Source organism: Streptomyces sp. NPDC056883 (assembly GCF_042788835.1).
Taxonomy (GTDB): Bacteria; Actinomycetota; Actinomycetes; order Streptomycetales; family Streptomycetaceae; genus Streptomyces; species Streptomyces stoeckheimensis.
Window position 1 is genome coordinate 413,640 of record NZ_JBHUBS010000006.1, and the last position, 23,239, is coordinate 436,878.

At 74.4% G+C, this 23,239-nt stretch carries 23 protein-coding genes; 6 read left to right on the forward strand and 17 right to left on the reverse strand.

The window, feature by feature from the left end:
- Positions 1 to 210: 210 nt before the first annotated feature.
- The 3 genes from ACFRU2_RS18745 to ACFRU2_RS18755 form a co-directional block, all read right to left on the reverse strand.
- Positions 211 to 1,305: an MBL fold metallo-hydrolase gene (locus tag ACFRU2_RS18745; protein ID WP_382973228.1), complete on the reverse strand. Its 1,095-nt coding sequence runs from the start codon at positions 1,303 to 1,305 to the stop codon at positions 211 to 213.
- Between the two features lie 79 nt (positions 1,306 to 1,384).
- Positions 1,385 to 2,668 (reverse strand): aminotransferase class I/II-fold pyridoxal phosphate-dependent enzyme, encoded by a 1,284-nt coding sequence (locus tag ACFRU2_RS18750; RefSeq protein ID WP_382973318.1) that lies wholly within the window; start codon positions 2,666 to 2,668, stop codon positions 1,385 to 1,387.
- A 120-nt stretch (positions 2,669 to 2,788) separates the two neighbouring features.
- Positions 2,789 to 3,361, reverse strand: coding sequence for a TIGR03086 family metal-binding protein (locus ACFRU2_RS18755; protein ID WP_382973230.1), 573 nt, complete (start codon positions 3,359 to 3,361; stop codon positions 2,789 to 2,791).
- 192 nt (positions 3,362 to 3,553) lie between these two features.
- Between ACFRU2_RS18755 and ACFRU2_RS18760 the strand changes: the two genes are divergently transcribed.
- A complete protein-coding gene (locus ACFRU2_RS18760; RefSeq protein ID WP_382973231.1) occupies positions 3,554 to 4,399 on the forward strand; it encodes a class I SAM-dependent methyltransferase in 846 nt (281 codons plus the stop codon).
- Positions 4,400 to 4,417: 18 nt separating this feature from the next.
- Here ACFRU2_RS18760 and ACFRU2_RS18765 read toward each other — a convergent pair whose 3' ends face one another.
- Both ACFRU2_RS18765 and ACFRU2_RS18770 read right to left on the reverse strand, forming a co-directional pair.
- Entirely contained in the window at positions 4,418 to 5,215 is a 798-nt protein-coding gene (locus tag ACFRU2_RS18765) for an SGNH/GDSL hydrolase family protein (protein WP_382973233.1), read from the reverse strand.
- Entirely contained in the window at positions 5,202 to 5,771 is a 570-nt protein-coding gene (locus ACFRU2_RS18770; protein WP_382973235.1) for a PadR family transcriptional regulator, read from the reverse strand. Before ACFRU2_RS18770 ends, ACFRU2_RS18765 begins: the two co-directional genes overlap by 14 nt.
- Before the next feature lie 118 nt (positions 5,772 to 5,889).
- Between ACFRU2_RS18770 and ACFRU2_RS18775 the strand changes: the two genes are divergently transcribed.
- From ACFRU2_RS18775 to ACFRU2_RS18785, 3 genes are all read left to right on the forward strand, one after another.
- Complete coding sequence (locus ACFRU2_RS18775) at positions 5,890 to 6,336, forward strand: nuclear transport factor 2 family protein (protein ID WP_382973237.1); 447 nt, start codon at positions 5,890 to 5,892, stop codon at positions 6,334 to 6,336.
- 76 nt (positions 6,337 to 6,412) lie between these two features.
- Positions 6,413 to 7,210 carry a thymidylate synthase gene (locus tag ACFRU2_RS18780; protein ID WP_382973239.1) on the forward strand — a complete coding sequence of 266 codons (798 nt, stop codon included), beginning with the start codon at positions 6,413 to 6,415 and terminating at the stop codon, positions 7,208 to 7,210.
- A 92-nt stretch (positions 7,211 to 7,302) separates the two neighbouring features.
- Positions 7,303 to 7,812 carry a dihydrofolate reductase gene (locus ACFRU2_RS18785; RefSeq protein ID WP_382973320.1) on the forward strand — a complete coding sequence of 170 codons (510 nt, stop codon included), beginning with the start codon at positions 7,303 to 7,305 and terminating at the stop codon, positions 7,810 to 7,812.
- Between the two features lie 14 nt (positions 7,813 to 7,826).
- Here the strand turns inward: ACFRU2_RS18785 and ACFRU2_RS18790 are convergent, their stop codons facing one another.
- The 6 genes from ACFRU2_RS18790 to ACFRU2_RS18815 all read right to left on the reverse strand — a co-directional run bounded on the left by ACFRU2_RS18790 (position 7,827) and on the right by ACFRU2_RS18815 (position 15,628).
- Positions 7,827 to 10,403 (reverse strand): ABC transporter permease, encoded by a 2,577-nt coding sequence (locus ACFRU2_RS18790; RefSeq protein ID WP_382973241.1) that lies wholly within the window; start codon positions 10,401 to 10,403, stop codon positions 7,827 to 7,829.
- Positions 10,400 to 11,209 (reverse strand): ABC transporter ATP-binding protein, encoded by an 810-nt coding sequence (locus ACFRU2_RS18795; RefSeq protein ID WP_382973243.1) that lies wholly within the window; start codon positions 11,207 to 11,209, stop codon positions 10,400 to 10,402. Before ACFRU2_RS18795 ends, ACFRU2_RS18790 begins: the two co-directional genes overlap by 4 nt.
- Entirely contained in the window at positions 11,206 to 11,496 is a 291-nt protein-coding gene (locus ACFRU2_RS18800; RefSeq protein ID WP_382973245.1) for an SHOCT domain-containing protein, read from the reverse strand. Before ACFRU2_RS18800 ends, ACFRU2_RS18795 begins: the two co-directional genes overlap by 4 nt.
- A 156-nt stretch (positions 11,497 to 11,652) precedes the next feature.
- Entirely contained in the window at positions 11,653 to 12,327 is a 675-nt protein-coding gene (locus ACFRU2_RS18805; RefSeq protein ID WP_382973247.1) for a response regulator, read from the reverse strand.
- Positions 12,324 to 13,532, reverse strand: coding sequence for a sensor histidine kinase (locus tag ACFRU2_RS18810; protein ID WP_382973249.1), 1,209 nt, complete (start codon positions 13,530 to 13,532; stop codon positions 12,324 to 12,326). Before ACFRU2_RS18810 ends, ACFRU2_RS18805 begins: the two co-directional genes overlap by 4 nt.
- Positions 13,533 to 13,657: 125 nt before the next feature.
- Complete coding sequence (locus ACFRU2_RS18815; RefSeq protein ID WP_382973322.1) at positions 13,658 to 15,628, reverse strand: DUF5107 domain-containing protein; 1,971 nt, start codon at positions 15,626 to 15,628, stop codon at positions 13,658 to 13,660.
- Between the two features lie 112 nt (positions 15,629 to 15,740).
- On the opposite strand from ACFRU2_RS18815, the gene ACFRU2_RS18820 reads away from it, so the two are divergent.
- Positions 15,741 to 16,292: a DinB family protein gene (locus ACFRU2_RS18820; RefSeq protein WP_382973251.1), complete on the forward strand. Its 552-nt coding sequence runs from the start codon at positions 15,741 to 15,743 to the stop codon at positions 16,290 to 16,292.
- A 47-nt stretch (positions 16,293 to 16,339) separates the two neighbouring features.
- On the opposite strand, the gene ACFRU2_RS18825 is transcribed toward ACFRU2_RS18820, so the two are convergent.
- Together ACFRU2_RS18825 and ACFRU2_RS18830 are read right to left on the reverse strand one after the other, a co-directional pair.
- A complete protein-coding gene (locus ACFRU2_RS18825) occupies positions 16,340 to 17,239 on the reverse strand; it encodes an arginase family protein (protein ID WP_254381023.1) in 900 nt (299 codons plus the stop codon).
- 4 nt (positions 17,240 to 17,243) lie between these two features.
- Positions 17,244 to 17,867: a GNAT family N-acetyltransferase gene (locus ACFRU2_RS18830; RefSeq protein WP_382973254.1), complete on the reverse strand. Its 624-nt coding sequence runs from the start codon at positions 17,865 to 17,867 to the stop codon at positions 17,244 to 17,246.
- A gap of 34 nt (positions 17,868 to 17,901) precedes the next feature.
- Here ACFRU2_RS18830 and ACFRU2_RS18835 point away from each other — a divergent pair, with 34 nt between their 5' ends.
- Positions 17,902 to 18,675, forward strand: coding sequence for a hypothetical protein (locus ACFRU2_RS18835; RefSeq protein WP_382973256.1), 774 nt, complete (start codon positions 17,902 to 17,904; stop codon positions 18,673 to 18,675).
- Between the two features lie 57 nt (positions 18,676 to 18,732).
- Here the strand turns inward: ACFRU2_RS18835 and ACFRU2_RS18840 are convergent, their stop codons facing one another.
- From ACFRU2_RS18840 to ACFRU2_RS18855, 4 genes are read right to left on the reverse strand one after another with little or no spacing between them, the layout of a single operon-like run.
- A complete protein-coding gene (locus tag ACFRU2_RS18840; RefSeq protein ID WP_382973259.1) occupies positions 18,733 to 18,966 on the reverse strand; it encodes a DUF1049 domain-containing protein in 234 nt (77 codons plus the stop codon).
- 33 nt (positions 18,967 to 18,999) lie between these two features.
- Positions 19,000 to 21,009: a prolyl oligopeptidase family serine peptidase gene (locus ACFRU2_RS18845; protein ID WP_382973261.1), complete on the reverse strand. Its 2,010-nt coding sequence runs from the start codon at positions 21,007 to 21,009 to the stop codon at positions 19,000 to 19,002.
- Positions 21,006 to 22,376, reverse strand: coding sequence for a M20/M25/M40 family metallo-hydrolase (locus ACFRU2_RS18850; protein ID WP_382973325.1), 1,371 nt, complete (start codon positions 22,374 to 22,376; stop codon positions 21,006 to 21,008). The genes ACFRU2_RS18845 and ACFRU2_RS18850 overlap by 4 nt, the downstream gene beginning before the upstream one ends.
- Before the next feature lies 1 nt (position 22,377).
- Positions 22,378 to 23,211, reverse strand: a complete 834-nt coding sequence (locus ACFRU2_RS18855; protein ID WP_382973263.1) for a M55 family metallopeptidase — start codon at positions 23,209 to 23,211, stop codon at positions 22,378 to 22,380.
- Positions 23,212 to 23,239: the final 28 nt, after the last annotated feature.

Consider the following 23,239-nt stretch of genomic DNA (forward strand, 5'->3'; position numbering starts at 1 on the left):
GCCGGGGGCCCTGGGTGTGTACGCCGGTGGTCTGGGAAATCCAGCCCCTCCGGCGTTTGAGGAGCGGGGTCTGGGGCGGAGCCCCAGGGGGTCCGGGGCGCAGCCCCGGGGAACGGGCGAAGGGCGGGGAGGGGACTTTGCCCCGCGCAGCGGCAAGGGGTGCTGCGGGGGCCTTGCCCCGCGCAGCGCCACGCCCGCAGCCGGGCACGGCTACAGCGTCCGGGACGCCCCGACCGGGAGGTCCCAGAGGTGCTCGCGGGGCAGCCCGGTACGGGCCCACGCGGCCCGCACCCGCTGCAACGGCTCCATCACCGGCTCCGACGACAGCACGAAGGTCCCCCAGTGCATGGGAGCCATCCTCCGCGCCCCCAGGTCCAGACAGGCCTGCACGGCCTCCTCCGGGTCCGCGTGGACGTCCCGCAGCCACCACCGCGGGGCGTACGCCCCGATCGGGAGCAGCGCGAGGTCGATGCCGGGGTGCCGCCGCCCGATCTCGCCGAACCAGTGCCCGTAGCCGGTGTCACCCGCGAAGTACACCTTCTTCACCGCCCCGGTCGCCCCGGCGGCGCTGAGCATCCAGCCACCCCACAACGTCCGGCACGCGTCCAGCAGCGACCGCTTCGACCAGTGGTGCGCCGGCACGAACTCGAACCGTACGCCGCCCAGTTCGGCCGACTCCCACCAGTCGAGTTCGGTGACCCGGGTGAACCCCCGCCGCCGGCACCAGCGCGCGAGCCCCGCCGGGACGAAGAGCGGCGTCGCGCGCGGGAGCCGTTTGAGGGTGGGGGCGTCGAGGTGGTCGTAGTGGTTGTGGCTGATCACCACGGCGTCGACCGGCGGCAGTTCCTCCCAGCGCACTCCGACGGGGGTCATCCGGGCCGGGGTGCCGAGGATCCGCCGGGACCAGACGGGATCGGTCAGCACGGTCAGCCCGCCGATCCGCAGGACCCAGCTGGCGTGCCCGGCCCAGGTGGCGGACACCGCCCCCGCGGCCACGGCGGGCAGCGGGGCGGGCGCGTACGGCAGGTCCGGGATGCCGCGCAGCCCCTCGGGGCCGGGCCGGAAGGCGCCCTCGCGGGCGAGCCGGGCGAACGCGCGCAGTCCCGGCAGCGGGGTGGTCAGCCGGTCCGCGAACGAGCGCGGCCACAGCCGGTGTTCGCCCGGCGGCCGCGGCCGCGCGTGCCGGACGCCGACACCAGCACCGGCACCGGCACCGGCACCGCCACCGCCCCGGTTCGCCGCCGGAAGGGCGTCCGGGCCCGCCTCGGCCGGGGAAGCCGAGGGGGCCTCCGTCTGATCCCTCATCGAGAAGTCTCCGTTCACCGGCGGCAGTCGGGGGTTCCAGGGCGGGGGGCAGGGCGGCGGGGGGCAGGGCGGCGGGAGCTCAGTCGGACAGCCCGGCCAGGACCGACCGGAGCCGGGCCAGGGAGTCCCGTACGTGGGGCAGGGCGAGGGGGTCGGTCGCGGTGAGCGCCGCGAGCCGCTCCTCCGGGGTGGCGCCGAGCAGCGGTCCCGTCGACAGCCGGACCCGCGGGGCGACGGGCTCGTCCGCGAACCGCTGCCCGCCGGGCGTGGGCGCGCCGAGCCGTCCGCCCAGCCAGTCCTCCAGTTCCATCGCGTCGCCGACCCCCTGGCGGGCGAGCCCCGAGCGCAGCGGCGTCAGATCGGCGTAGAGGTGGCGGCCGACCTGCGGGGGCCGGGCCAGCGCCCCGGCGTCGAGCAGTTCCCGGTGCGCGGCCCGGGCCACCGCGCCGTGCAGGGCGGCGGCCGCGGAGGCACGGCCCGCGACGGCGGCGGGCTCGTCGAGGGCGTGCGCGGCCGCCCCGGCGACGGGCCCCGCGACGAACCCGCCGGTGGCGGTGAGCACGTCCAGGGTCCGGGCCCGCAGCCAGGCGCCGCGCGGGGTGCCGGGGAACCGCATGACGGCGGCGGGCCAGCCCGCGGGCAGCAGGGCGCCGGAGAGGTCCATGAGCACCGCGGTGTCGTCCGGCAGCATCTCGGCGGGGCTGAGCACGACGAGCCTGTCGTGGGAGCCCGGTTGGCCGCCGGTGCCGTCCGCGCCGTCCGGCCCGCCGGGACGTCCGCGGGCCGGCCGGTGGACGGTGTCGCGCCAGGTCTCGTCGCTGACGACGAACAGCCCGGCGGACGCGGCGGCCTCGCAGGCCTCGAGGAGCAGCTCGGGGGGCGGTACGGTCGCGGTCGGGTCGTCGGCGACGGACAGCAGCAGCACCCGCGGGTCGCCGCCCTCGGCGCGCACCCGGCGCACGGTCTCCAGCAGGGCGTACGGGTCGGGTACGCCGCCGCACTCGGCCGGGGTCGGGACGTGGTAGGCCCGCCGTCCCAGCAGCCGGACCTGTGGCGTCCACCAGGCGGGACAGGGCCGGGGCAGCATGACGTCGCCCCCGTACGCGCCGAGCAGCGCCAGCAGCAGGGCGGGCGCGCCGGGTCCCGCGGCCACGTGGTCGGGGTCGGTGGGGAGCCCGCGCCGCCCCCAGTGCCGGGCCGCGGCGGCCCGTACGGGCACTCCCCCGCCGGGCGGCTCGGGGGCCGAGCGCCAGGAGGCCGCCGCGAGGACGGCCGTGAGCTCGGGCAGCACGGGCAGGCCGGGCTGGGGTGCGGGCGGACCGTAGCGGACCTGGCCCCGGCCCTCGGCCGTCGTGCGCTGGATCCCCGACACCGCGCGCCACCTCTCCCTGCCGTCCCCGCGCTCCCGACCCTGCCTTTATACGGTTATTCGTCCGGGATCGCCCGTTGTGGAGGCCGTGGAGGCCGGGCACTGCGCATCGCCTCAGCCGCGCCTCCCCACCAGGGCGAGCAGCCGGGTCTGGGCGTTCGCCCCGGCCGGCACCTCCGGCGGGGCGTCGTACATGCCGCTCGCGGCGAGCCCGTCGGCGTAGGGCATGACCTCCTTGATGGAGAACTCGACGAGGCCGTCCGGCAGCCGGTCGTCGGCGCCGATGCCCCGCGCGAGGTCCCAGGTGTGGATCACGCAGTCGGCCGTCAGCTCCGAGCAGTACGCCGACCCGAGCGCGGGCCCGTACGAGAGCCGGACGGTGCGCTCCAGGGCCCCCGGGACCTCGAAGGCGGTGTGCGCGGCGGCCGAGGCCTCGTCCCAGGCGGCGGCCGGATCGGTGCCGAGGACGTCGCCGTTGAAGGTGCTCCCGATGTCCTCGACGGTGCGGCCGTCGGTGACCAGGGGCGGTATCCAGAGCTGTTCGGCGGTGACGTGGTTGACCAGGTCGCGCACGCTCCATTCGCTACAGGGCGTCGGCGCGTCCCACTGCGCGTCCGAGACCGCGTGGACGTACTGGCCGAAGAGCCGCAGCGCCTCGGCGTGCCGCTCGAGCAACGGGTCCGGCATGGATCTCACCGTCCTTCGTTCCCCCGGATTCACTGTCCTCGCACCCGCCCCCACCTGCCACCCGTTCACCCAACACCCTTGACGCGCAAGGGTGGTGTCCACATGTCAATACACATATCTCATATGGCGAACTGATCCCTTACGGTGAAACCAACGCCTCGACAGCACTTCGACGACGAAGGAGCCCAGTTCATGAACGCCACGGACGCCACGGACGCCACGAAGACCGCGCACGAGACCGCGGTCTACACCCACGGACACCACGAGTCGGTCCTGCGCTCGCACCGCTGGCGCACCGCCGAGAACTCCGCCGCCTACCTGATCGGCGCACTGCGCCCGGGGATGGCCGTCCTGGACGTGGGCTGCGGCCCGGGCACGATCACGGCGGACCTGGCGGAGCTGGTGGGGCCGCAGGGCCGGGTCACGGCGGTGGACGCGGCGCGGGACGTGGTCGACCAGGCCGCCGCGTACGCGAAGGAACGGGGCCTGACCGGGATCGAGTTCGCCACGGCCGACGTCCACGCGCTGGACTTCCCCGACGACTCCTTCGACGTGGTCCACGCCCACCAGGTGCTGCAGCACGTGGGCGATCCGGTCCAGGCGCTGCGCGAGATGCGCCGGGTGTGCCGGCCGGGCGGGATCGTCGCGGCGCGGGACGCGGACTACGCGGCGATGACCTGGTACCCCGCGACTCCGGGGCTGGAGGAGTGGCTGGACCTGTACCGGCGGGTGGCGCGCGCCAACGGCGGCGAGCCGGACGCCGGACGCCGCCTGCGCGCGTGGGCGCGGGCGGCCGGCTTCACGGACGTGACCTGCACGGCGACCTCGTGGTGCTACGCGACCGAGGAGGAGGCCGCGTGGTGGTCCTCGCTGTGGGCGGACCGTACGACGGCCTCGGCCTACGCCGGGATCGCGACCGGAGGCGGACACGCGACGCAGGCGCAGCTGTCGGCCGCCGCCGATGCCTGGCACACCTGGGGCGCGGAACCGGACGCCTGGTTCTCGGTGCTGAACGGCGAGATCATCTGCCGCGCCTGACCCCGGCGGGCGCGCCCGTCAGGCCGCCAGGCGTACGGGGAGCAGCTCGGGCCGCTTGGCCGTGCGGCCGTCTCCGGAGGAGCGTCCGCGCAGCCGCCGCCCGATCCAGGGCCCGGCGAAGCCCACGGCCCACCGCAGCTCCCCGGCGACGCCCCGCAGGCCCGCCGGAGCGAGGGGCGGCGGGCCGGGCAGCGGGCGGGTCCAGCCGTCGTCGCTGCCGGGGAGCCCCAGGGCGTGTGCGACACCGGCGGCGATCATCGCGTGGCCGGACGGCGCTGCGTGCAGCCGGTCCGCGCTCCACATCCGCGGGTCGGTGGAGGCCTCGTGGCGGGCGAAGTCCGCGACGGCCACCCCGTGCCGCTCCGCCGCCCGCCGTATCCGCTCGTTCAGCGCGGTGACGCGCGGGGCCGCCCCCTTGGCGAGCGGGACGAGCTTGGCGATGTCGGGGAAGGTGACGGTGGCGACGCGGGCGCCCTGCGCGGTGAGCGCGGCGAACATCGCCTCCAGGTGCCCGGCGACCTCGTCGGCGTCGAACCGAGGCCGCAGCACGTCGTTGACCCCGGCGACCACGGTGGCCAGGTCGGGGCGGAGCGCGAGGGCCGGTCCGAGCTGCCCCTCGCGGACCCCTGCCGCCAGGCGGCCCCGGACGGCCAGGTTGGCGTAGAGCACGTCGGGCTCGTGGACGGCGATCGTCTCGGCGAGCCGGTCGGCGCACCCGCGCAGCCCGGTGCGGTCGTCCCCGTCGCCCACGCCCTCGCTCTGGCTGTCGCCGAGAGCCACGTACCGGGTCGGCCGTCGCTGTTCACTGCTCTCCACGGGATGCCCGCCTCTCGCTCAGAATGATCGTGGTGCGCTCGTACCAGGCCCGGTTGGCCCGCTCGAACTCCAGGCCGCGCAGGCAGGTGAGGTAGGGCCCGATCCGTGCGCCGTGGCGCAGGAACTCCTCCTCCGTGCGCTCGCCGCGCATCGAGCCCAGCAGCTTCTCGAACAGCTCCGCCTTGGCCGTCGCGAAGGCGGTCCGCTCCGCGAGCTGCGCGATGAGCGCCTCCGTGTCGACGTGCTCGGCCGCCTGGACCTTCACGAGCAGGTCGTCGCGGATGACGCAGGGCTTGGTCTCGGCGGCGGTGAAGCGCTCCAGCTCGGCCAGTCCGGCGTCGGTGACCTGGAAGAGCCGCTTGTTCGGCCGGGTGTCCTGGACCACCTCGCGGCCCGCGATGAAGCCTTCCCGCTCCAGCCTGGCCAGCTCGGTGTAGAGCTGCTGGGGCAGGGCGTGCCAGAAGTTGGCCACGCCCGTGCCGAACGCCTTGGCCAGCTGGTAGCCGCTCAGCTCCTCGTCGAGCAGCGCCGCCAGTACGGCGTGGCGCAAAGCCATCGGTCGGTCTCCTCGGGATCGTGCGCGGCAGCGTCTTCTCAGGGACGCCGGGCCATGATAGTCAAGAAACTGACTAATCACATCCGTGACTATCGTCGGTGACTACCAAGGAGTCCTCATGAGCAGCGCCACCAGCACGGCCGACCGTTTCCGCGCCGCCGTCGCCGGCCATGACCTCGCCGCGCTGGACGCGCTGTTCACCGACGACGTCCGGCTCAACAGCCCGGTGAAGTCGAAGCCGTTCGAGGGCAAGCCGGCGGTACTGGCCCTGTTCCGCGTGCTCCTGCGCACGTTCGAGGGCTTCCACTACGTCGGCCACTTCGACGGCAGCGTCCAGTCCGCCGGCGTCCCGTTCGGGGCGGAGGGAGCGGAGGGGCCGGCGACCGTGCTGCCGTTCCGGACCACCGTGGGCGAGCGGCAGGTGCACGGCATCGACATGCTGCACCTCACGCCCGAGGGCCTGATCGACGAGATCACCGTGATGCTCCGCCCCCAGACGGCCGTCGTGGCGGTCGGCGAGGCGGTCCTGGCCGGCCTGCTCACCGACGGCGTGGTGACCGGCTGACCGGGCCGGCCGGGCGGGCCGACCGGGCGACCCGGCTGACCGGACCCCGGGCGGCAGCCCAGTAGACTCGGTGCCCGTGGCGGATACCCAGTACGAAGACCTGTTGAAGCTGGTGCTCACCTCCGGGACGGCCAAGGCCGACCGGACGGGCACCGGCACCCGGAGTGTCTTCGGGCACCAACTGCGTTACGACCTCTCGCAGGGGTTCCCCCTGGTCACCACCAAGAAGGTGCACCTCAAGTCGATCGTGTACGAGCTGCTGTGGTTCCTGCGCGGCGAGTCCAACGTCGGCTGGCTGCGGGAGCACGGCGTGACGATCTGGGACGAGTGGGCCGACGAGAACGGCGACCTCGGCCCGGTCTACGGCGCCCAGTGGCGCTCCTGGCCCTCCCCGGACGGCCGGCACATCGACCAGATCACCGAGGTCCTGGACACGCTGCGCCGCGACCCGGACTCCCGCCGGATGATCGTCTCCGCCTGGAACGTCTCCGAGCTGTCCAAGATGGCGCTCGCACCGTGCCACGCCTTCTTCCAGTTCTACGTGGCCGACGGAAAGCTCTCCTGCCAGCTGTACCAGCGCAGCGCGGACCTGTTCCTGGGCGTGCCGTTCAACATCGCCAGCTACGCCCTGCTCACCCACATGGTGGCCCAGCAGGCCGGACTGGAGCCGGGCGACTTCATCTGGACCGGCGGCGACTGCCACATCTACGACAACCACGTCGAGCAGGTCACCGAGCAGATCTCGCGGACCCCGTTCGAGTTCCCCGAGCTGAAGCTGCACCGGGCCGACTCGCTCTTCGACTACGCCTACGGCGACGTGAAGGTGGCCGGCTACGAGCACCACCCGGCCATCAAGGCTCCGGTCGCGGTATGAACCTCGACACCACCGCCGGCACGGACACCGGTACGGACGCCGCCGCAGAGGTCGCTGCGAACCTCGCCACGGACCTCGCCGCGGACACCGGCATGAGCGTCGGACTGATCTGGGCGCAGAATTCCGACGGCGTGATCGGCGCGGACAACGGGATTCCCTGGCGGCTGCCCGAGGACATGGCCCACTTCAAGGCCACCACCCTCGGGCATCCGGTGGTGATGGGCCGCAAGACCTGGGATTCGCTGCCGGCGCGGTTCCGGCCGCTGTCGGGACGGCGCAACATCGTCGTGACGCGTGATCCGGCATGGGCCGCGGAGGGCGCGGAGCGTGCCGGGTCCATCGACGAGGCCCTGGAGCTGGCCGCCGCGGCGCAGCCCGACGCGGCGGCCCCCGCCGCCGCGTGCTGGGTGATCGGCGGCGGAGAGGTCTACCGTGCCGCGCTGGCCCACGCCGTCATGCTCTCGGTGACCGAGGTCGACACGCAGGTGGTCGGCGACACCCACGCCCCGGAGCTGGACCCGGCGTGGACCGTCGCCGAGGACGGCGACTGGCAGTCCTCGGTGACCGGCCTGCGCTACCGCATCCGCACTTACGCCCGCTAGGACCTGGCTCTCTACTAGTCGGTGGCGACCGCGCGCAGGATGTCCAGGCGCGCCGCGCGCCGCGCCGGGCGCCAGCCCGCGAGGACGCCCGCCGCCACGCCGACCAGGGCCACCAGGGTGAGCTGCAGCGGCGGGACGGCGAACGCGAACGCGCTGTCGCTCGCCCCGTCCGAGGCCTTCACCAGGACCCATCCGAGGACGCCGCCCAGCGCCAGACCGCCGGCCGTGCCGAACGCGGCGACCAGGACCGCCTCCCAGCGGACCATGGCCCGCAGCTGCCCCCGGGTCTGGCCGACGGCCCGGAGCAGCCCCAGTTCGCGGGTGCACTCGTGGACGGCGAGGGTCAGCGTGTTGGCGATGCCCAGCAGGGCGATCAGCACGGCGAGGGCGAGCAGCGCGTAGACGAGCGTGAGCATCATGTCGATGCCGGCCGCCGAAGACCGCGCGTACGCGTCGCGCGTCTGCACCTCGGGGCCGCCGTACAGCGCGGCCGTCCTCTCGACCGCCGCCGTGCCGGCCGCGGCCGACACCCCGTCCTTGAAGGTGACGCTGACCAGCTGGTCCGTGTCCTGCGCCCGGTGCGGCGCCCAGGCCGCCCGCGTGATGACGTAGTCGCCGGCCAGCTCGGAACGCTCGTACACCGCGCGGATCGTGAAGGGCTGCTTCCGTCCGTCGGTGAAGGCGAGTTCGGCCGTGCTGCCGGGCCGCCATCCGTGCCGCGCGGCCTCCTTCGCGGACACCGCGATGCCGTCCGTTCCCAGCGCGTCGAGCCCTCCCGACACCGCGCCCAGGTCGAGGCCGGCCGCGAGCGCGACGGGGTCGGTGACGGTCAGTGCCCGCCCCGAGCCGTCGACCTCCGCGACCCCCTTGCCCAGGCCCACCGCGCCCGCCACCTCGGGGAGCGCCGCGACGGCCGGTGCCAGTTTCGGGCTGAGTCCGCTGCCGCCCGCGCCGAAGGACGGGGCGCTGATGGCCACGTCACCGGCGAAGGAACGCGACACGGTCCGGTCCATGGTCGCCTTCAGGGACGCCCCGAAGACGGTGAACAGGGAGACGACGGCGACGCCGATCATCAGTGCGGTCGCCGTGGACGCCGTCCGCCGGGGACTGCGCCGCGCGTTGCGCGCCGCGAGGGCGCCGGTCACCCCGCGCAGCCGCTCCAGCGGCCGGGCCAGCATCCGGACGGCGGACGAGGACGCCACCGGACCCAGTACGACGAACGAGGCCGTCGCCAGCACCGCACCCGCCCCGGACAGCCACAGCGACGGTACGGCGAACACCCCGGTCAGGAGCAGGCCGAGGGCGGCCGCGCCCAGCGCCGCCCCGGTGACCGTACGGGACCGGGAGGCCTCCGAGTGGTCGACGGCGCTGTCGAGCAGCGCGGCCAGCGGCGCCGTACGTCCGGCCCGTACGGCGGGCAGCACGGCCGAGCCGAGGCAGACGAGGACCCCTGCGGCGAGGGGAAGTGCCATCGACAGACCGCTGATCACCAAGTCCCCTTCGGGGAAGGGGAATCCGATGGCCGGGAAGAGGGCCTGGAGCCCTGCGGCGAAGCCCACGCCGACGAGCAGCCCGGCAGCCGAGGCGACGAACGCGACGACGGCGGCCTCGGCCAGCGTACCGCCGACGACCTGGCGCCGGGAGGCGCCGAGGGCCCGGAGCAGGGCGTTCTCGCGGGTGCGCTGGGCGACGACGATCGCGAAGGTGTTGTGGATGCTGAAGGTGGCGACGAGCAGGGCGATGCCTGAGAAGACGAGCAGCATGGCGGTGAAGAGATCCAGGAACCGACCGGAGATCGCGTCGGTGTTCTCCTGCGCCGACTCCTGTCCGGTGATCGCCTCGACGCCCTGCGGCAGCACCGCGGCGAGCGCCTCCACCAGCTCGCTCTGACTGGTGCCCGGACCGGCTCGCACCTGGATGGACGCCGCCTGACCGGGCGCCGGCATCAGGTACTTCTCCGCGTCCGCCTGGGTCATCCCCGTGTACGTGACCTGCGCCATGCCGTCCGCGCCGCCGAAGGTGGCGAGGCCGACGACCGTCACGGGAACCGGGTCGGGCGTCCGCAGCACCGTCGTGTCGCCGAGCTTCAGTCCGCCCTTGTCCGCGGTGGCCCGGTTGACGACGACCTCACCGGTCCGCTCCGGCGCCCGGCCCTCCGCGAGCCGGTACGGGTTGAGTTCCGGGTCCGCGATCCAGTTGCCGGCGAGCGTGGGCGGCCCCTGGCCACCGATCGGTTCGCCGTCGGAGCCGACGAGCTGCCCCGCGCCCTGGACGGCGGGGGCGGCGGCGGCCACGCCCGGGGTGCGCCGGATCTCCTCCACGAGTGCGGTGGGTACGGGCTGCCGGGTGCCCTGGGCCTCGCCCGCGACGGTCACCACACGGGAACTGCGGACCACCGCGTCGGTGCCGCTCGTCGCGCCGGCGAACATGCTGTCGAAGCTCGCGCGGAGGGTGTCGCCCATGACGAGCGTCGCGGCGAGGAAGGCGACGCCGAGCAGCACGGCCGTGAAGGTCCCGGCGAACCGCCGCTTGTGCGCGCGCAGCGAGGCCGTACTGATCCGCAGCACGGTGCGGGCACCATTCGTGCTCATGACGCCTCCCCCGGGGCGGCCACCGTCGCCGGGCGGGGGTCGAAGGACTTCAGCCGGTCCAGGACGCGGTCCGCGGTGGGACCCGCCATCCGGTCGACCAGCCGCCCGTCGGCGAGGAAGACGACCTCGTCGGCGTGGGCGGCGGCCACCGGGTCGTGGGTGACCATGACGACCGTACGGTTCATGTCGCGCACCGCCCGGCCCAGCAGGCCGAGCACCTCCTCCCCCGAGCGGGAGTCGAGGTTGCCGGTGGGCTCGTCGGCGAAGACGACGTCGGGGCTGCCGGCGAGGGCGCGGGCCACGGCGACGCGCTGCTGCTGGCCGCCGGACAGCTCGGCGGGCCGGTGGTGCAGCCGGTCGCGCAGTCCGACGACGTCGATGAGGCCGTCGAGCCAGGCGGCGTCCGTGCGGGTGCCCGCGAGGTCCTGCGGGAGGGTGATGTTCTCGGCGACGGTGAGGGTGGGAATCAGGTTGAAGGCCTGGAAGACGAAGCCGACGCGCTCGCGGCGCAGCAGGGTGAGCCTGCGGTCGTCGAGTGCGCCGAGGTGCGTCCCGCCGATGGAGGCGGATCCGGAGGTGAGGGTGTCGAGGCCGGCGGCGCAGTGCATCAGGGTGGACTTGCCGGAACCGGACGGTCCCATGATCGCGGTGAAGCGGCCGGCCGGGAAGCCGACGCTCACCCCGTCCAGGGCCCGTACCTCGGTGTCGCCCCGGCCGTAGACCTTCACGGCATCGACGACCCGGGCGGCGACGCCGTCTTCGTCGCCGCCGTGGCCGCAGCCGTCGGGAAGGGGGACGGTCCTCATGCCGCACCGCCCTGGGAGATGCGGCCGAACTGCTCGTCCAGGACGGACAGCCGCCGCCAGTACTCGTCCTCGTCGATCTCGCCGGAGGCGAAGCGCCGGCCGAGGATCGCGATCGGGGAGCGCTCGCCGTACGCGGCGCCGCGGGCCTGCCACGGTGCCCGGCGGCCGCGCCACACGGTGCGGCGCAGCACGGTGACGGCGCCGACCACGACGACCGCCCAGATCAGCGGGAAGAACAGGATCCACGGGCCGGGCCCGTCGTACGCGAGGGTGGTGAGGGTGTTCATCTCGGTTCAGCTCCTCGGAAGTGTGGACGTGTGCGTCACACTTCGAGACTGGCTCCGGGAGGGGGTCCGGGTCGTCGTACGGCCGGCTGCACCGCGCGTACCACCTGGGGAGTACGAGGCCGGGCGGGAGGAGGGGGCGGGAGGAGAGGGTCGCGGTCAGCCGAGCCAGCCGGGCCGGACCAGCCCAGACTCGTAGGCCAGGACCACCAGTTGGGCGCGGTCACGGGCGCCGAGCTTCACCATCGTCCGGCTGACGTGGGTCTTCGCGGTGAGCGGGCTGACGACCAGGCGGCGGGCGATCTCCTCGTTGGACAGGCCGAGGCCCACCAGCGCCATCACCTCGCGCTCCCGCTCGGTGAGCCGGTCCAGGCCCAGGCCCGCATCGTCGGCGGCGGGCTGCTTGGAGCGGGCCGCGAACTCCTCGATCAGGCGGCGCGTGACGCCCGGGGAGAGCAGCGCGTCGCCGTCCACCACCGCCCGGACCGCCCGGAGCAGTTCCTCCGGTTCGGTGTCCTTGACCAGAAAGCCCGAGGCTCCGGACCGGAGCGCCTCGAAGACGTACTCGTCGAGCTCGAAGGTGGTGAGCATGACCACCCTGACGTCGGCCAGTGCCGCGTCCCCGGTGATCCGCCGGGTGGCGGCGAGCCCGTCGCACACCGGCATGCGGATGTCCATGAGGACGACGTCCGGGTGCAGCTCGCGCACCAGACGGACGGCCTCGTCGCCGTCGGCGGCCTCTCCCACCACCCCGATGTCCGGCTGCGCGTCGAGCAGGGCCCGGAACCCCGCCCGGACGAGGAGTTGGTCGTCGGCGAGCAGCACACGGATCACGGATCCTCCTGGGACGGAACGGCCTTCAACGGGAGCCGGGCGGTCACGCGGAAGCCGCCGTCGGGGCGCGGGCCGGCCTCGATGGTGCCGCCGAGGGCCGCGGCCCGCTCGCGCATGCCGACGAGGCCGTTGCCGCTGCCGCCCGCTGGACCGCCCGTGGCCGGCCCGTCGTCGTCCACCCGCAGTTCCAGGACGCGGGGCTGCCAGGAGAGGCGAACGCGGGCGGTGCGCGAACCGGAGTGCCGCACCACGTTGGTCAGTGCCTCCTGGAGGATGCGGAAGGCGGCGAGGTCCACCCCGGGCGCCAGCGCCCGCGCGTCCCCGCCCGTCGCGATGTCGACGCTCAGCCCGGCCGCGGCGGCCTGCTCGGCGAGCTCGGGGAGCCGGTCGAGACCGGGGGCGGGTGCGCGCGGTGCGTCGCCGGGAGTGCGCAGGGTGTCGAGGACCTGGCGGACCTCGCCCAAGGCCTCCTTGCTGGCCGCCTTGATGGTGGTCAGCGCCGAACGGGCCTGCTCGGGATCGGAGTCGAGCAGGGCCAGCCCCACGCCCGCCTGGACGTTGATCACCGAGATGCTGTGGGCGAGGACGTCGTGCAGCTCGCGGGCGATGCGCAGCCGCTCCTCGTTCACCCGGCGCTTCTCGGCCGCCGACCGCTCGGCACGGGCGAGGGCCCACTGCTCCCGGCGTATGCGGACGAGCTCGGAGACGGCGAGGATGGCGAGCACCCACGCGGTGATGCCCAGTTCCTGCGCCCAGGGCGCCGGACCGTCCCCGGCGGGTGGGAGCAGGCGGTAGAGCCAGTGGCCGATGGCCAGATGGCCGGCCCAGAGCAGCCCGACGGCCCCCCAGGCTGCTCTGCGGTGTCCGGCGACGACGGCGGCGAAGCAGGCCAGGGCCAGGCTGATGAACACCGGTCCGTACGGGAACCCGGCGCCGACGTACACCAGGGTGACGACGCTGACCCCGTAGGCCACGGCCACCGGGTACCGGTGCCGCCACACGAGCAGCAGCGGCCCGAGCAGCAGCAGGAGCCGCGCGAACCCGTCCAGCGCCACCCGCCCGCTCTGCTGGTGTGCGGCCCATCCCGAACCGACCTGCGCGAAGACGGCCACGAGCAGCGAGGAGCGCCAGGCCGGGCCCCGCCCGGTCCGCTCCACCCATCGCTGCCACGGAGGAACCCCCGGGCGCTCGCGCTGCTCTTCCATGCCACCCACGCTAGGCCGTGCCCGGCCTGGCACGCGTCACTCCGGCGTAGCGTTTCCCGCGTACTCCCCAGGTAGTACGCGGTGGTACGCCGCAGTACCCGACGGCCCCACCCCTTGGAGGCGTGCTAGTCCCCCGGCGGGCGCATCCGGAAGTTGTACGGGGCCGGCAGCGGGCGGTCGGTGAGGGTGGACCAGACGTCCGAGAGGATCTCCTCGCCCTCGCGGAGGTCGGGGAGTTCGAAGCCCTCCTCGAAGACCCGCCGGGCCGCGCCCACATGGCCTTCCGCCGCGAGCAGCCGGGCCGCCGACAGCCGGAAGCGGCCCTCCTCCCGCAGTGCGGGGCGCAGCCGGTCCCACACCGCGCGGGCCTCCGGCAGCAGCCCCGCCGCCAGCAGGGAAGCCAGCGCCTCCCGGCCCAGCGCCGATTCGGCGGCCAGCCAGCTCGCGCCGCCACGGCTCTCCTGTGCCAGGTCCTCGAAGGCCTCGGCGTACCAGCGGGCCGCCCGGGCCGGGTCGCCGGCGAGGTCGTCGGCGACCGCCAGGCAGCGCAGCAGCGGCCACCGCGAGGGGGCCAGCGCCAGCCCGCGCTCCCAGCTCCGTACCGCCTGGGCGATGTCCCCGGCGTGCCACTGGGCGACCCCGAGGTGGTACTCGGTCAGGGGGTCCGCCTGGGCCGTCTCCAGCATGTCCCGCCAGTGCGGGGCGACCAGGCTCGGGCCGGGCGGAGTCACCCGGCGCGGGGCGGGGAAGACCCCGCTGCGCCACAGCTCCAGCCAGGGGGCCTGCTCCTCGCCGATGGTGTCCTCGGCGAAGGGGGTGCCGGGCAGTTTGTGGCCCCCGCACAGCACCTCGAGGGCGCCCCAGCCGGAGCCGGCCGCCAGCCGCTCCCCCGGTTCGGTGTCGGCGCACCCGCGCCACGCCTCGTACGCCGCGTCCACGGCCGGACCGGGCAGCGCGGACTCCAGCGCCGTGCCCGCCGCGGCGCGGGCCGCCGCCCAGTCGTCCCCGTGCACGGCGACGGGGTCCGCGGACAGGGCCCCGTAGGCCTCCAGCCAGCTGAACTCCGCGCCCGCCTCCAGACGTACGTGCTCCAGCTGGGTCCGGGCGAGCCCGGCCTGGATCTCCGCGTACCCGCCCGTGCCGGGCTCGGTCAGCCACTCCTGCCAGCGCCGGCCGCCCTCGCCCGCGCCCCAGACGAAGAGCTTGCGGCCGCGCAGCCGGGCCGTGGAGGTCTGGACGAGTCCCCGGCCGTCGGAGTCGAGGGAGGCGATCCAGGGCCGGGTCCCGGCTTCGACCTCGTAGAAGAAGTCGGCGGGGTACCTGCTGCGCAGCGGGTACGTACGGTCCGCGCCCTCCCATCCGGGTACGGGGATGCGGCGCAGGGAGCGTTCGTACCCGAAGTGCCAGGCCTCGTCGGCCGGGGCCAGGACACGGGTGCCGGCGTCCTCGGGCACGGCGATGTTGGACCACCAGTAGACGGGGGCGGGCCGCTCGTGCGGGTTGCGCACGCGGACGCCGACGTAGAGAAACTCCGAGTCCTCGGGCAGCCACAGGTCCACTTGGAAGGGCAGGTCGCGCAGCCGCTCCCATTCCCAGAGCCGCACCATCACTCCCCCGTCGGGCGCCGGGACGAGTGCGGCGTGCAGCGGGGCGCAGGAGAGGGTGGTGTGGCCGGTGGCGCCGAGGTTCCACTCGATGCCGCCGGAGAACCAGGCGCCGTTCAGGGCGAAGTTCGCGGGCTGGAACACCGGGTTGCGGTAGAGCAGTTCGCGTCCGGTGGGGAGGTGGACGAGCGAATGGATCCGGCCGCCGAGGCCGGGCAGGACGGTGGCGCGCAGGTGCGCGTTCTCGATGACGATCGTCTCGACGTCCTGCTCGGTGCGCTGCCGGCCGTAGCCGTCCCGGATCCGGACGGGCAGCAGGGAGCGCAGCGGCTCGTACCCGATCTGGCGTGCCATGTCGCGCGGCAGGCCCTCGCGCGAGCGCTCGTCCAGCGTGTGCACGCCGTCGGACTCGCGGAGGGCGGGCAGCGGGTTCTCGGGGCCCAACGGGGCTGCGGGAAGGGTCAGTACGGAGCGGCGGACGGTGGTGACCATAGGGAAATGGAACACGCCACGGCCACCTGTGCACAGCTCTTCGACGGATAGCCACCGGTCAGGATTACGCAAAGCCTGACGGGGCCCGGGCCGGTGATCGACAATGAGGTCCATGAGCGTACGGAGCAGACGGGGACAGTTGTTCGGCGGGGACGCGACGGAGAGCCGGATCACCGCGCACGTGAACGCCGGCGAACGGGACATGCTCACGGGGATGTTGGCGGCGCAGCGCGCGACGCTGGAGCTCAAGTGTGCCGGCCTGGGCGCGGAGTTGGCCGATCGGTCGGTGGAGCCGTCCACGCTGTCGCTCCTCGGGCTGGTACGTCACCTCGCGGACGTGGAGCGCCGTTGGTTCCGGCGGGTGCTGGCCGCGCAGGACGCCCCGGCGCTGTTCTCGTCGGCGGACGATCCCGACGGCGACTTCGACGGGGCGGTGTCCGATCCCGCGGTGGTCGAACGGGCGTGGGAGGCGTGGCGGGCGGAGGTGGCCTTCGCCGAGCGGTTCACGGAGTCGGCGCCCGACCTGGAGGTGTCCGGCAAGGACGGGTGGCTGGGCGAGGTCCCGCTGCGCTGGGTCCTGGTCCACATGATCGAGGAGTACGCGCGCCACAACGGCCACGCGGACCTGCTGCGCGAGCGCATCGACGGCGCGATCGGGGTCTGACCCCGATCGCGACCGCCGGGCCGCCGGACCGCCGGGTAAGGCCGGGACTACGCGAACGCCCCCGCCACCAGGTCCGCGAGCAGCGCTCCGGCCCGCCCGTCCGGGTCCAGGTCCGGGTCGTAGATGGTGACGTTGAGTCCGACGCAGCGCGGGGAACTGATCAGCACCCCGAGCAGTTCGGCGAGTTCGTCGGGGATCAGGCCACCGGGGTCCGGGCTGTCGACGGCCGGCATCACGGACGGGTCCAGTACGTCGGCGTCCAGGTGGACCCAGAACCCGGCGGTGGCCGGGGGCTGCAGCCCCGTCAGCGCGGTACGGGCCACCGGCCCGGCGCCGCGGTCGCGGATCGCCCCGACCGTGGCGGCGAAGATCCCGGCGGCGCGCAGCTCGGGGAGGTCCGGGTCCCCGTCGCGCAGCCCGAAGAGCCGGACGTCCTCGTCGCGCACGTAGGGCCCGAGGCCCTCCAGGTCGGCGAGGTCCGCCTGGCCGCGGCCGGTGGCGAGCGCCAGTTCCTCGCCGCCGGCCGCTCCGACGGGCCCGTTGACGGCCTCGTTGCCGGGGTGGCGGAAGTCGGCGGAGCCGTCGATCGCGGCGATGCCGTACCGCCCGAGGCGCCGCATGGCCAGGGAGGCGCCGAGCTGGATGGAGCAGTCGCCGCCGAGCACGACGGGGAACTCCCCGGAGCGCAGGTGGTCCTCGATCCGGTCGGCGAGGGCGACGGTGTACGCGGCGAGGGGCCCGGCGTGGAAGACCCCGTCCCCCTCCTTCCAGTCGCCCCGGTCGTAGCGCGGCGGGACGACCACCCCGCCCTCGCGCGCGCCGAGGCGGGCCAGCAGGCCCTGTTCCCGCAGGGCCCCGGCCAGTTTGTACACGCCGGGAACGGCGCCCGGAGCCGGGGGGCGGAGCCCGAGGTTGGACGGTGCGTCGAGGAGCACGAGGGTTCGCATGCACTCATCCTGTGCGATGCGGGACCCCGGGACATGGCATTTCGGCCGTGATCGCCCAGCGTTCGTGCTCCCGCCAGGCGCCCTTGACGTGGAGGAAGTCCGGCGACAGCCCCTCCAGCCGGAAGCCGAGCCCTCGGACGAGGGCGATCGAGGCGGCGTTTCCCGGCTGGATGTTGGCCTCCAGCCGGTGCAGTGCGAGACCGTCCGCAGCGAAGGCGTGGCCGACCACCAGGGCGAGCCCCTCCCTCATCAGCCCCCGGCCCGCCGCGTGGGCGAAGGCCCCGTAACCGAGCGCGCCGCAGCGGAAGGCACCGAGGACGATGTTGTTGACGTTGACGAAGCCGGCGATCGCGCCCGACTCCCGCTCGCACACGAGGAATCCGGTCCTGCCCGCCGCAGCGGCCCCGGTCGCACCCCCGGCCGTACCCCCGGCCGCATCCCCGGCGCCGCCGGCGATCAGCGGGGCGGCGTACGCCTCGTAGGCCTCCACGGTCTCGGGCGGCGACAGCCACGGATGGTGGAGCTCCCGGCTCTCGCACACCCGGGCGGTGAACTCGGCGCCGTCAGTGGGCCGGTAGGGCCGCAGCCCGATCCGACCGCCCTCGGCGAGGTACGGAAAATACGGCATCGCCCCAGGCTAGACCCTGTGGCAGGATCCCGATGTGATCATCACCCCGAACACCGAAGAGCTCCTCCTCGCGGCCGCGTACAACAACGCCGCGTGGTGCGCCGCGGTCTGCCGCGACGGCGGCTTCACCGCCCAGGCCTGGAGCAGCCCCCGCCCGACCCCGCTCTACTACCCGGACGCCGTGACCCTCACCCGGGACACCGACACGGCCGCCCTGCTCGCCGGGATCGACACCGCCGCGCCGCACGCCTCGGTCAAGGACAGCTTCGCCGTGCTCGACCTGGCTCCGCTCGGCTTCGAGGTCCTCTTCGGCGCCGAGTGGATCCACCGCCCGGCGTCCGCTCCCGCAGCCGCCCCGGCCCCCGCCCTGGCATGGAGCCGGATCTCCGGCCCCGCGGAGCTGGAGGCGTGGGAGACGGCCTGGGACGGCGAGGAGAGCACCGGCCTGTTCCACCCGGGGCTGCTCACGGGGGACGCGCGGGATGCACCGGCTGCCGAGGGCGCCGAGGGTGCCGAGGCCACGGAGAAGACCGGGGAGATCGCCTTCCTCGCGGGGCGGGACGCCGAGGGCCGGATCCTCGCCGGGGCCGCCGCCAACCGCACCGGCGAGGTGGTCGGCATCTCCAACGTGTTCACCGCCGACGGCACCCCGGACGACGAGGCCTGGGCGGGCGCACTGACCCTGACGGCCTCGCTCTGGCCCGGCCTGGCTCTGGTCGGCTACGAGTCGGGGGACGACCTCGACACGGCGCTGCGCCACGGCTTCACGGCCATCGGCCCGCTGCGGGTCTGGGTCCACTCGGGCTGACCGCCCTCCCGTCCCCCGCCACGGACCGGCTACGGGGGCTGCGGGGCTGCGGGCCCGCTACTTGCGCCGCCGGGCGAAGTAGACCCCGCACAGTCCGCCCAGCACCGCCGCGATCAGCAGGGCGACGTAGAGCGGCATCGTCACCTGCGGGATCAGCAGCCGGATCTTGGTGGGGCGGGTGTTCTCGAAGATGAACACGAGGGTGAGCACCGCGAGCACCGCGATGCCCGCGCGCCCCGGGGTGATCTGCGCGCGGCCCTTGCCGCGGCCCTTGGACGTGTGGGAGCTCATGGTCCCATCGTCCGGCCGCGGCGTCCCGGGGGCTCAGTCGGACAGGGCCAAACGGGGGACGTCCGCCCGCTCGAACCCGAACACCTGCGCGTAGAGCGACAGCTCCGCCTCCAGCGCCCGGACCATCGTGTCCGCACGCCGGAAGCCGTGTCCCTCGCCCTCGAAGGCCACGTACGCGTGGGGCACCGAGCGCCCGCGCATCGCGGCCAGCAGCCGCTCCGCCTGCGCGGGCGGGCAGACCGGGTCGTCCAGGCCCTGGAGCAGGACGAACGGCGCGGTGATCCGGTCGGCGCGGGCCACCGGGGAGCGCTCGCGGCTGCGCAGGGCCAGGGTCTGCGGCGGTCCGGCGAGGCCGTCGATGTAGCGGGACTCCAGGTCGTGGGTCTCCGCGGCGAAGCCGGTCAGGTCCAGGACCGGGTAGATGATCGCCGCGCAGGCGTACAGGTCGGTGGACGCCAGCGAGGCCGCGGCCGTCCAGCCTCCCGCGCTGCCGCCCCGGATCGCGAGCCGGTCCGGATCGGCCGTGCCCTCGGCGGCGAGGGCCCGTGCCACGGCGGCGCAGTCCTCGACGTCGACGACGCCCCACTGTTCGCGCAGCCGTTCCCGGTAGGCGCGGCCGTAGCCCGTGGAGCCCCCGTAGTTGACCTCGACCACGCCGATCCCGCGCGAGGTGAAGTAGGCGATGTGCAGGTCGAGTACGGGCGGCACGTGGTCGGTGGGGCCGCCGTGCGCCCACACCACGTACGGGGGCAGTTCGTCGGCCCGGGCGCGCAGCACGGGGTGGTGCGGCGGGTAGACGTGGGCGTGGATCTCCCGGCCGCCCCGGCCGAAGAAGGTCCTGCTCTGCGGCTCCGGGTAGTACGCGGGGTCCGCCCGGCCGTCCGGCCCCGGGGAGCCGCGGCCGCCCACCACCCGGGCGTGCCCGGTGGCCGTGTCGAGCTCCACCACCTCATAGGCGCTGCGCGGGCTGGCCGCGACCCCGTAGACCCGGCTGCCGCTGACGGCGAGCGTGGGCTGCCAGGCCGTCCACGGCCCCGCCGCGTCGACCAGGTCCCCGCTCTCCGGGTCGAGCACGCCGAGCACCGAGGAGCCCCGGCCGTGCAGGACCGCGACGAGTCCGTCGGGGAGCGCCGCGATCCAGCGCAGCCCGGACTTCCACAGCGGGCCGCCGAACTCCTCTTCCCTCGGGCAGAGGTTGACGGCCTCGCCCGTTTCCCGGTCCACCCGGTACGGGTTCCACCAGCCGCCCCGGTCGCTCACCGCGAGGAGGCTTCCGCCGGTGGTCCACTCGACCTGGGCGACGGCCTCCTCGGGTCCGCCGAGCACGGTACGGGGCTCCGAGAGCCGGCCGTCCGGGGTGATCTCGGCGAGCCTGAGCTCGGTGCCGTCCCACGGCATCCGGGGGTGGTCCCAGACCAGCCAGGCCGCCTGCCGCCCGTCCGGGGAGAGCCGGGGCCCGGTGCTGAACCGGTACCGGTCGTCGGTCAACTCCCGTACGAGCGACCGGTCTTCCGCGGCCGACCCGTCCAGCGGTACGGCGGCCAGTACGCGGCGCACATCGGTCGGCGCGTCCCCGGTGAACTCCTCCAGCACGCACCAGACTTCGCCGCCCCGCAGCACCGGGTCGGCCCAGCGCAGCCCGCCGCCGACCGCCGAGACGGGGGTCAGGGGCCGCGGCGCGGGGCTGCCGGGCGCGTCGGGCTCGTACGCGTACAGCCGCTGGTCGGCGAAGTGGACGAAGACCACCAGCGGTCCGCCCAGGGGCCGTTCGGCGCCCGCCCAGGGCAGGCCGCCGTATTCGGTGACCCGGCTGCGCACGTTCCACGGCGCGGGCAGCGCGCAGACCGCGGGCCCGCCGTCCGCGGGCCGGCGGACCAGGGCGCGTCGGCCGCCTTCGGCCGGCCGGGGCACGGTCCACCACACCTCGGCGCCGATCGCGCCGACGTACTCCGGCCTCCCGTCGAGGGAGGCGGCGAGCGCGGCGCCGATCGGCGAGGGCCAGCTGCCGTAGGGGGCGGTGCCGTCGCCGCGCGGGGTCTTCACAGCGCGCGCAGGGCTCGGTCGAGGACGCGGACCCCGAAGTGCAGGGCGTCGACGGGCACCCGCTCGTCCACTCCGTGGAAGAGGGACCAGTAGTCGAAGCCGGGGGGCAGCTTGAGCGGGGAGAAGCCGTAGCCGGTGATGCCGAGCCGGGAGAACTGCTTGGCGTCGGTGCCGCCCGCCATGCAGAAGGGCACCACGTGCCCCTCGGGGTCGAAGGCCTCGACGGACTCGCGCAGGATCCCGTACGTCCGCCCGTCCACGGGTGCCTCGAGGGCCACTTCCCGGTGGTGGAACTCCCAGTGCACGTCGGGGCCGGTGAGTTCGTCGAGGGTGGCGATGAACTCGGCCTCGCCGCCGGGCAGCATCCTCCCGTCCACGTACGCGGTGGCGGTGCCCGGGATGACGTTGAGCTTGTAACCGGCGCTGAGCATCGTCGGGTTGGCGCTGTTGCGGACGGTCGCCTCGACGAGGGCACCGGCCGGGCCGAGCTTGCTCACGACCTCGTCCAGGTCGAAGCCGGGGGCACGCGGGTTCACCGACATCCCCTGAAGGGCGGCGAGTTCGGTGATGCAGGCGGTGACGGTGTCGGTGAGGCGGACCGGCCAGTCGTGCTCGCCGATGCGGGCGACCGCGGCGGCGAGCCGGCTGACCGCGTTGGCCCGGTTGGGCTTGGAGCCGTGTCCGGCGGTGCCGGTCGCGGTGAGCTTCAGCCATGCGGTGCCGCGTTCGCCGGCGGCGATCGGGTAGAGGGCCTGTCCGGGGGCGGCGTGCACGGTGAAGGCCCCGGATTCGCTGATGCCCTCGGTACAGCCTTCGAAGAGCTCGGGGTGGTGGTCGGCGAGGAAGCCCGCGCCGTCGATCGCGCTGTCCTCCTCGTCGGCGGTGTAGGCGATCACGATGTCCCGCCGGGGTCTACAGTCCTCTCCCCTTTGGGCGGCCCGCGCCCAGGCCCGTACGACGGCCAGCACCATCGCGTCCATGTTCTTCATGTCGACGGCGCCGCGACCCCAGACCACCCCGTCGCGGACCTCGCCCGAGAAGGGGTCCACGCTCCAGTCGGCGGCCTCGGCCGGGACCACGTCGAGGTGGCCGTGGACCAGGAGGGCAGGGGCGGTGGGGTCGGTGCCCGCGATCCGGGCCACCACGTTGGTGCGGCCCGGGGTGCGCTCCAGCAGGGCGGGCTCCAGGCCGATGGCCGCCAGCCGCTCGGCGACGTACTCGGCGGCCGGGCGTTCCCGGCAGTCGCCGCCGCCGCGGTTCGTGGTGTCGATGCGGATCAAGCCGGAGGTGAACTCGACGGCTTCGTCGAGCGCCACCCGGTCGACGGGCGTACCGGTGACATCGACACTGGCGCCCGGCTCGGACATGTCAGCCATACTGCTCCTCCACCGCTGCCGAGACGATCGTGGTGACCGCCTTGAAGGTCCGGATCCCCTCGTACATCGTCCCGCTGGTGTAGCCGACCCTACGCTCACCGGCCCGCTCGACCCCGGGCACGACGGTGGCGGCCATCGCCAGGTGCTCGGCGTCGAACTCGACCTCCACCGCGAACGGCCCGCCCCGTACCGGTTCGTAGCGGACGGCGAGGGCGGCGGCCTCCTTGGCGGCGGCCCGGATGTCGGCGGCCGTACGGGCCGGGGTGCGGCAGACGGCGGCGTAGCGCGAGACGTGGTCCTTGACGGCGACCGTCAGCGCGTCGGGGGCGTAGCCGGCGGCGTCGACGCAGGTCAGGTCGTCTCCGGTGACCAGGATGACCGGGACCCCGTACTCGGCGACCACGTGGGCGTTGAGCATTCCCTCGCTGGCGCGGGTCCCGTTGACCCAGACCCCGGTGATGGAGTTGGCGAGGTAGGTGTGGGCGAGCACGCCCTCGGTGCCGGCGCCCGTGTGGTAGCCGACGAAGGCGATGCCGTCGACGTCCCCGTGCTGGACGCCCTCGACCATGGAGAGGGATTTGTGGCGGCCGGTCAGCATCTCGACGCGGGCGTCGAGCTTCTCCAGCAGCAGGTTGCGCATGGTCCAGTGGGCCTCGTTGACGAGTACCCGCTCTGCCCCGGCGTCGTAGAACCCGAGGACGGCGGCGTTCACGTCGGAGGTGAACAGGGTCCGGCAGCGTTCCCACTGCGGGGTCCCGGGCAGCACGTCGGCGGGCCAGGTGACGCCGGTGGCGCCTTCCATGTCGGCGGAGATGAGGATCTTCATCGGGCCCCCGGGCGGTCGGTTGCGCTGG

What these genes read in the sequence shown, in the direction of transcription:
- ACFRU2_RS18745 (WP_382973228.1), bottom strand. Translation starts at nt 1,305, where the DNA reads ATGAGGGATCAGACGGAGGCCCCCTCGGCTTCCCCGGCCGAGGCGGGC.
- ACFRU2_RS18755 (WP_382973230.1), bottom strand. Translation starts at nt 3,361, where the DNA reads ATGCCGGACCCGTTGCTCGAGCGGCACGCCGAGGCGCTGCGGCTCTTC.
- ACFRU2_RS18760 (WP_382973231.1), top strand. Translation starts at nt 3,554, where the DNA reads ATGAACGCCACGGACGCCACGGACGCCACGAAGACCGCGCACGAGACC.
- ACFRU2_RS18770 (WP_382973235.1), bottom strand. Translation starts at nt 5,771, where the DNA reads ATGGCTTTGCGCCACGCCGTACTGGCGGCGCTGCTCGACGAGGAGCTG.
- ACFRU2_RS18775 (WP_382973237.1), top strand. Translation starts at nt 5,890, where the DNA reads ATGAGCAGCGCCACCAGCACGGCCGACCGTTTCCGCGCCGCCGTCGCC.
- ACFRU2_RS18785 (WP_382973320.1), top strand. Translation starts at nt 7,303, where the DNA reads ATGAGCGTCGGACTGATCTGGGCGCAGAATTCCGACGGCGTGATCGGC.
- ACFRU2_RS18790 (WP_382973241.1), bottom strand. Translation starts at nt 10,403, where the DNA reads ATGAGCACGAATGGTGCCCGCACCGTGCTGCGGATCAGTACGGCCTCG.
- ACFRU2_RS18795 (WP_382973243.1), bottom strand. Translation starts at nt 11,209, where the DNA reads ATGAGGACCGTCCCCCTTCCCGACGGCTGCGGCCACGGCGGCGACGAA.
- ACFRU2_RS18800 (WP_382973245.1), bottom strand. Translation starts at nt 11,496, where the DNA reads ATGAACACCCTCACCACCCTCGCGTACGACGGGCCCGGCCCGTGGATC.
- ACFRU2_RS18810 (WP_382973249.1), bottom strand. Translation starts at nt 13,532, where the DNA reads ATGGAAGAGCAGCGCGAGCGCCCGGGGGTTCCTCCGTGGCAGCGATGG.
- ACFRU2_RS18815 (WP_382973322.1), bottom strand. Translation starts at nt 15,628, where the DNA reads ATGGTCACCACCGTCCGCCGCTCCGTACTGACCCTTCCCGCAGCCCCG.
- ACFRU2_RS18820 (WP_382973251.1), top strand. Translation starts at nt 15,741, where the DNA reads ATGAGCGTACGGAGCAGACGGGGACAGTTGTTCGGCGGGGACGCGACG.
- ACFRU2_RS18825 (WP_254381023.1), bottom strand. Translation starts at nt 17,239, where the DNA reads ATGCGAACCCTCGTGCTCCTCGACGCACCGTCCAACCTCGGGCTCCGC.
- ACFRU2_RS18830 (WP_382973254.1), bottom strand. Translation starts at nt 17,867, where the DNA reads ATGCCGTATTTTCCGTACCTCGCCGAGGGCGGTCGGATCGGGCTGCGG.
- ACFRU2_RS18840 (WP_382973259.1), bottom strand. Translation starts at nt 18,966, where the DNA reads ATGAGCTCCCACACGTCCAAGGGCCGCGGCAAGGGCCGCGCGCAGATC.
- ACFRU2_RS18850 (WP_382973325.1), bottom strand. Translation starts at nt 22,376, where the DNA reads ATGTCCGAGCCGGGCGCCAGTGTCGATGTCACCGGTACGCCCGTCGAC.
- ACFRU2_RS18855 (WP_382973263.1), bottom strand. Translation starts at nt 23,211, where the DNA reads ATGAAGATCCTCATCTCCGCCGACATGGAAGGCGCCACCGGCGTCACC.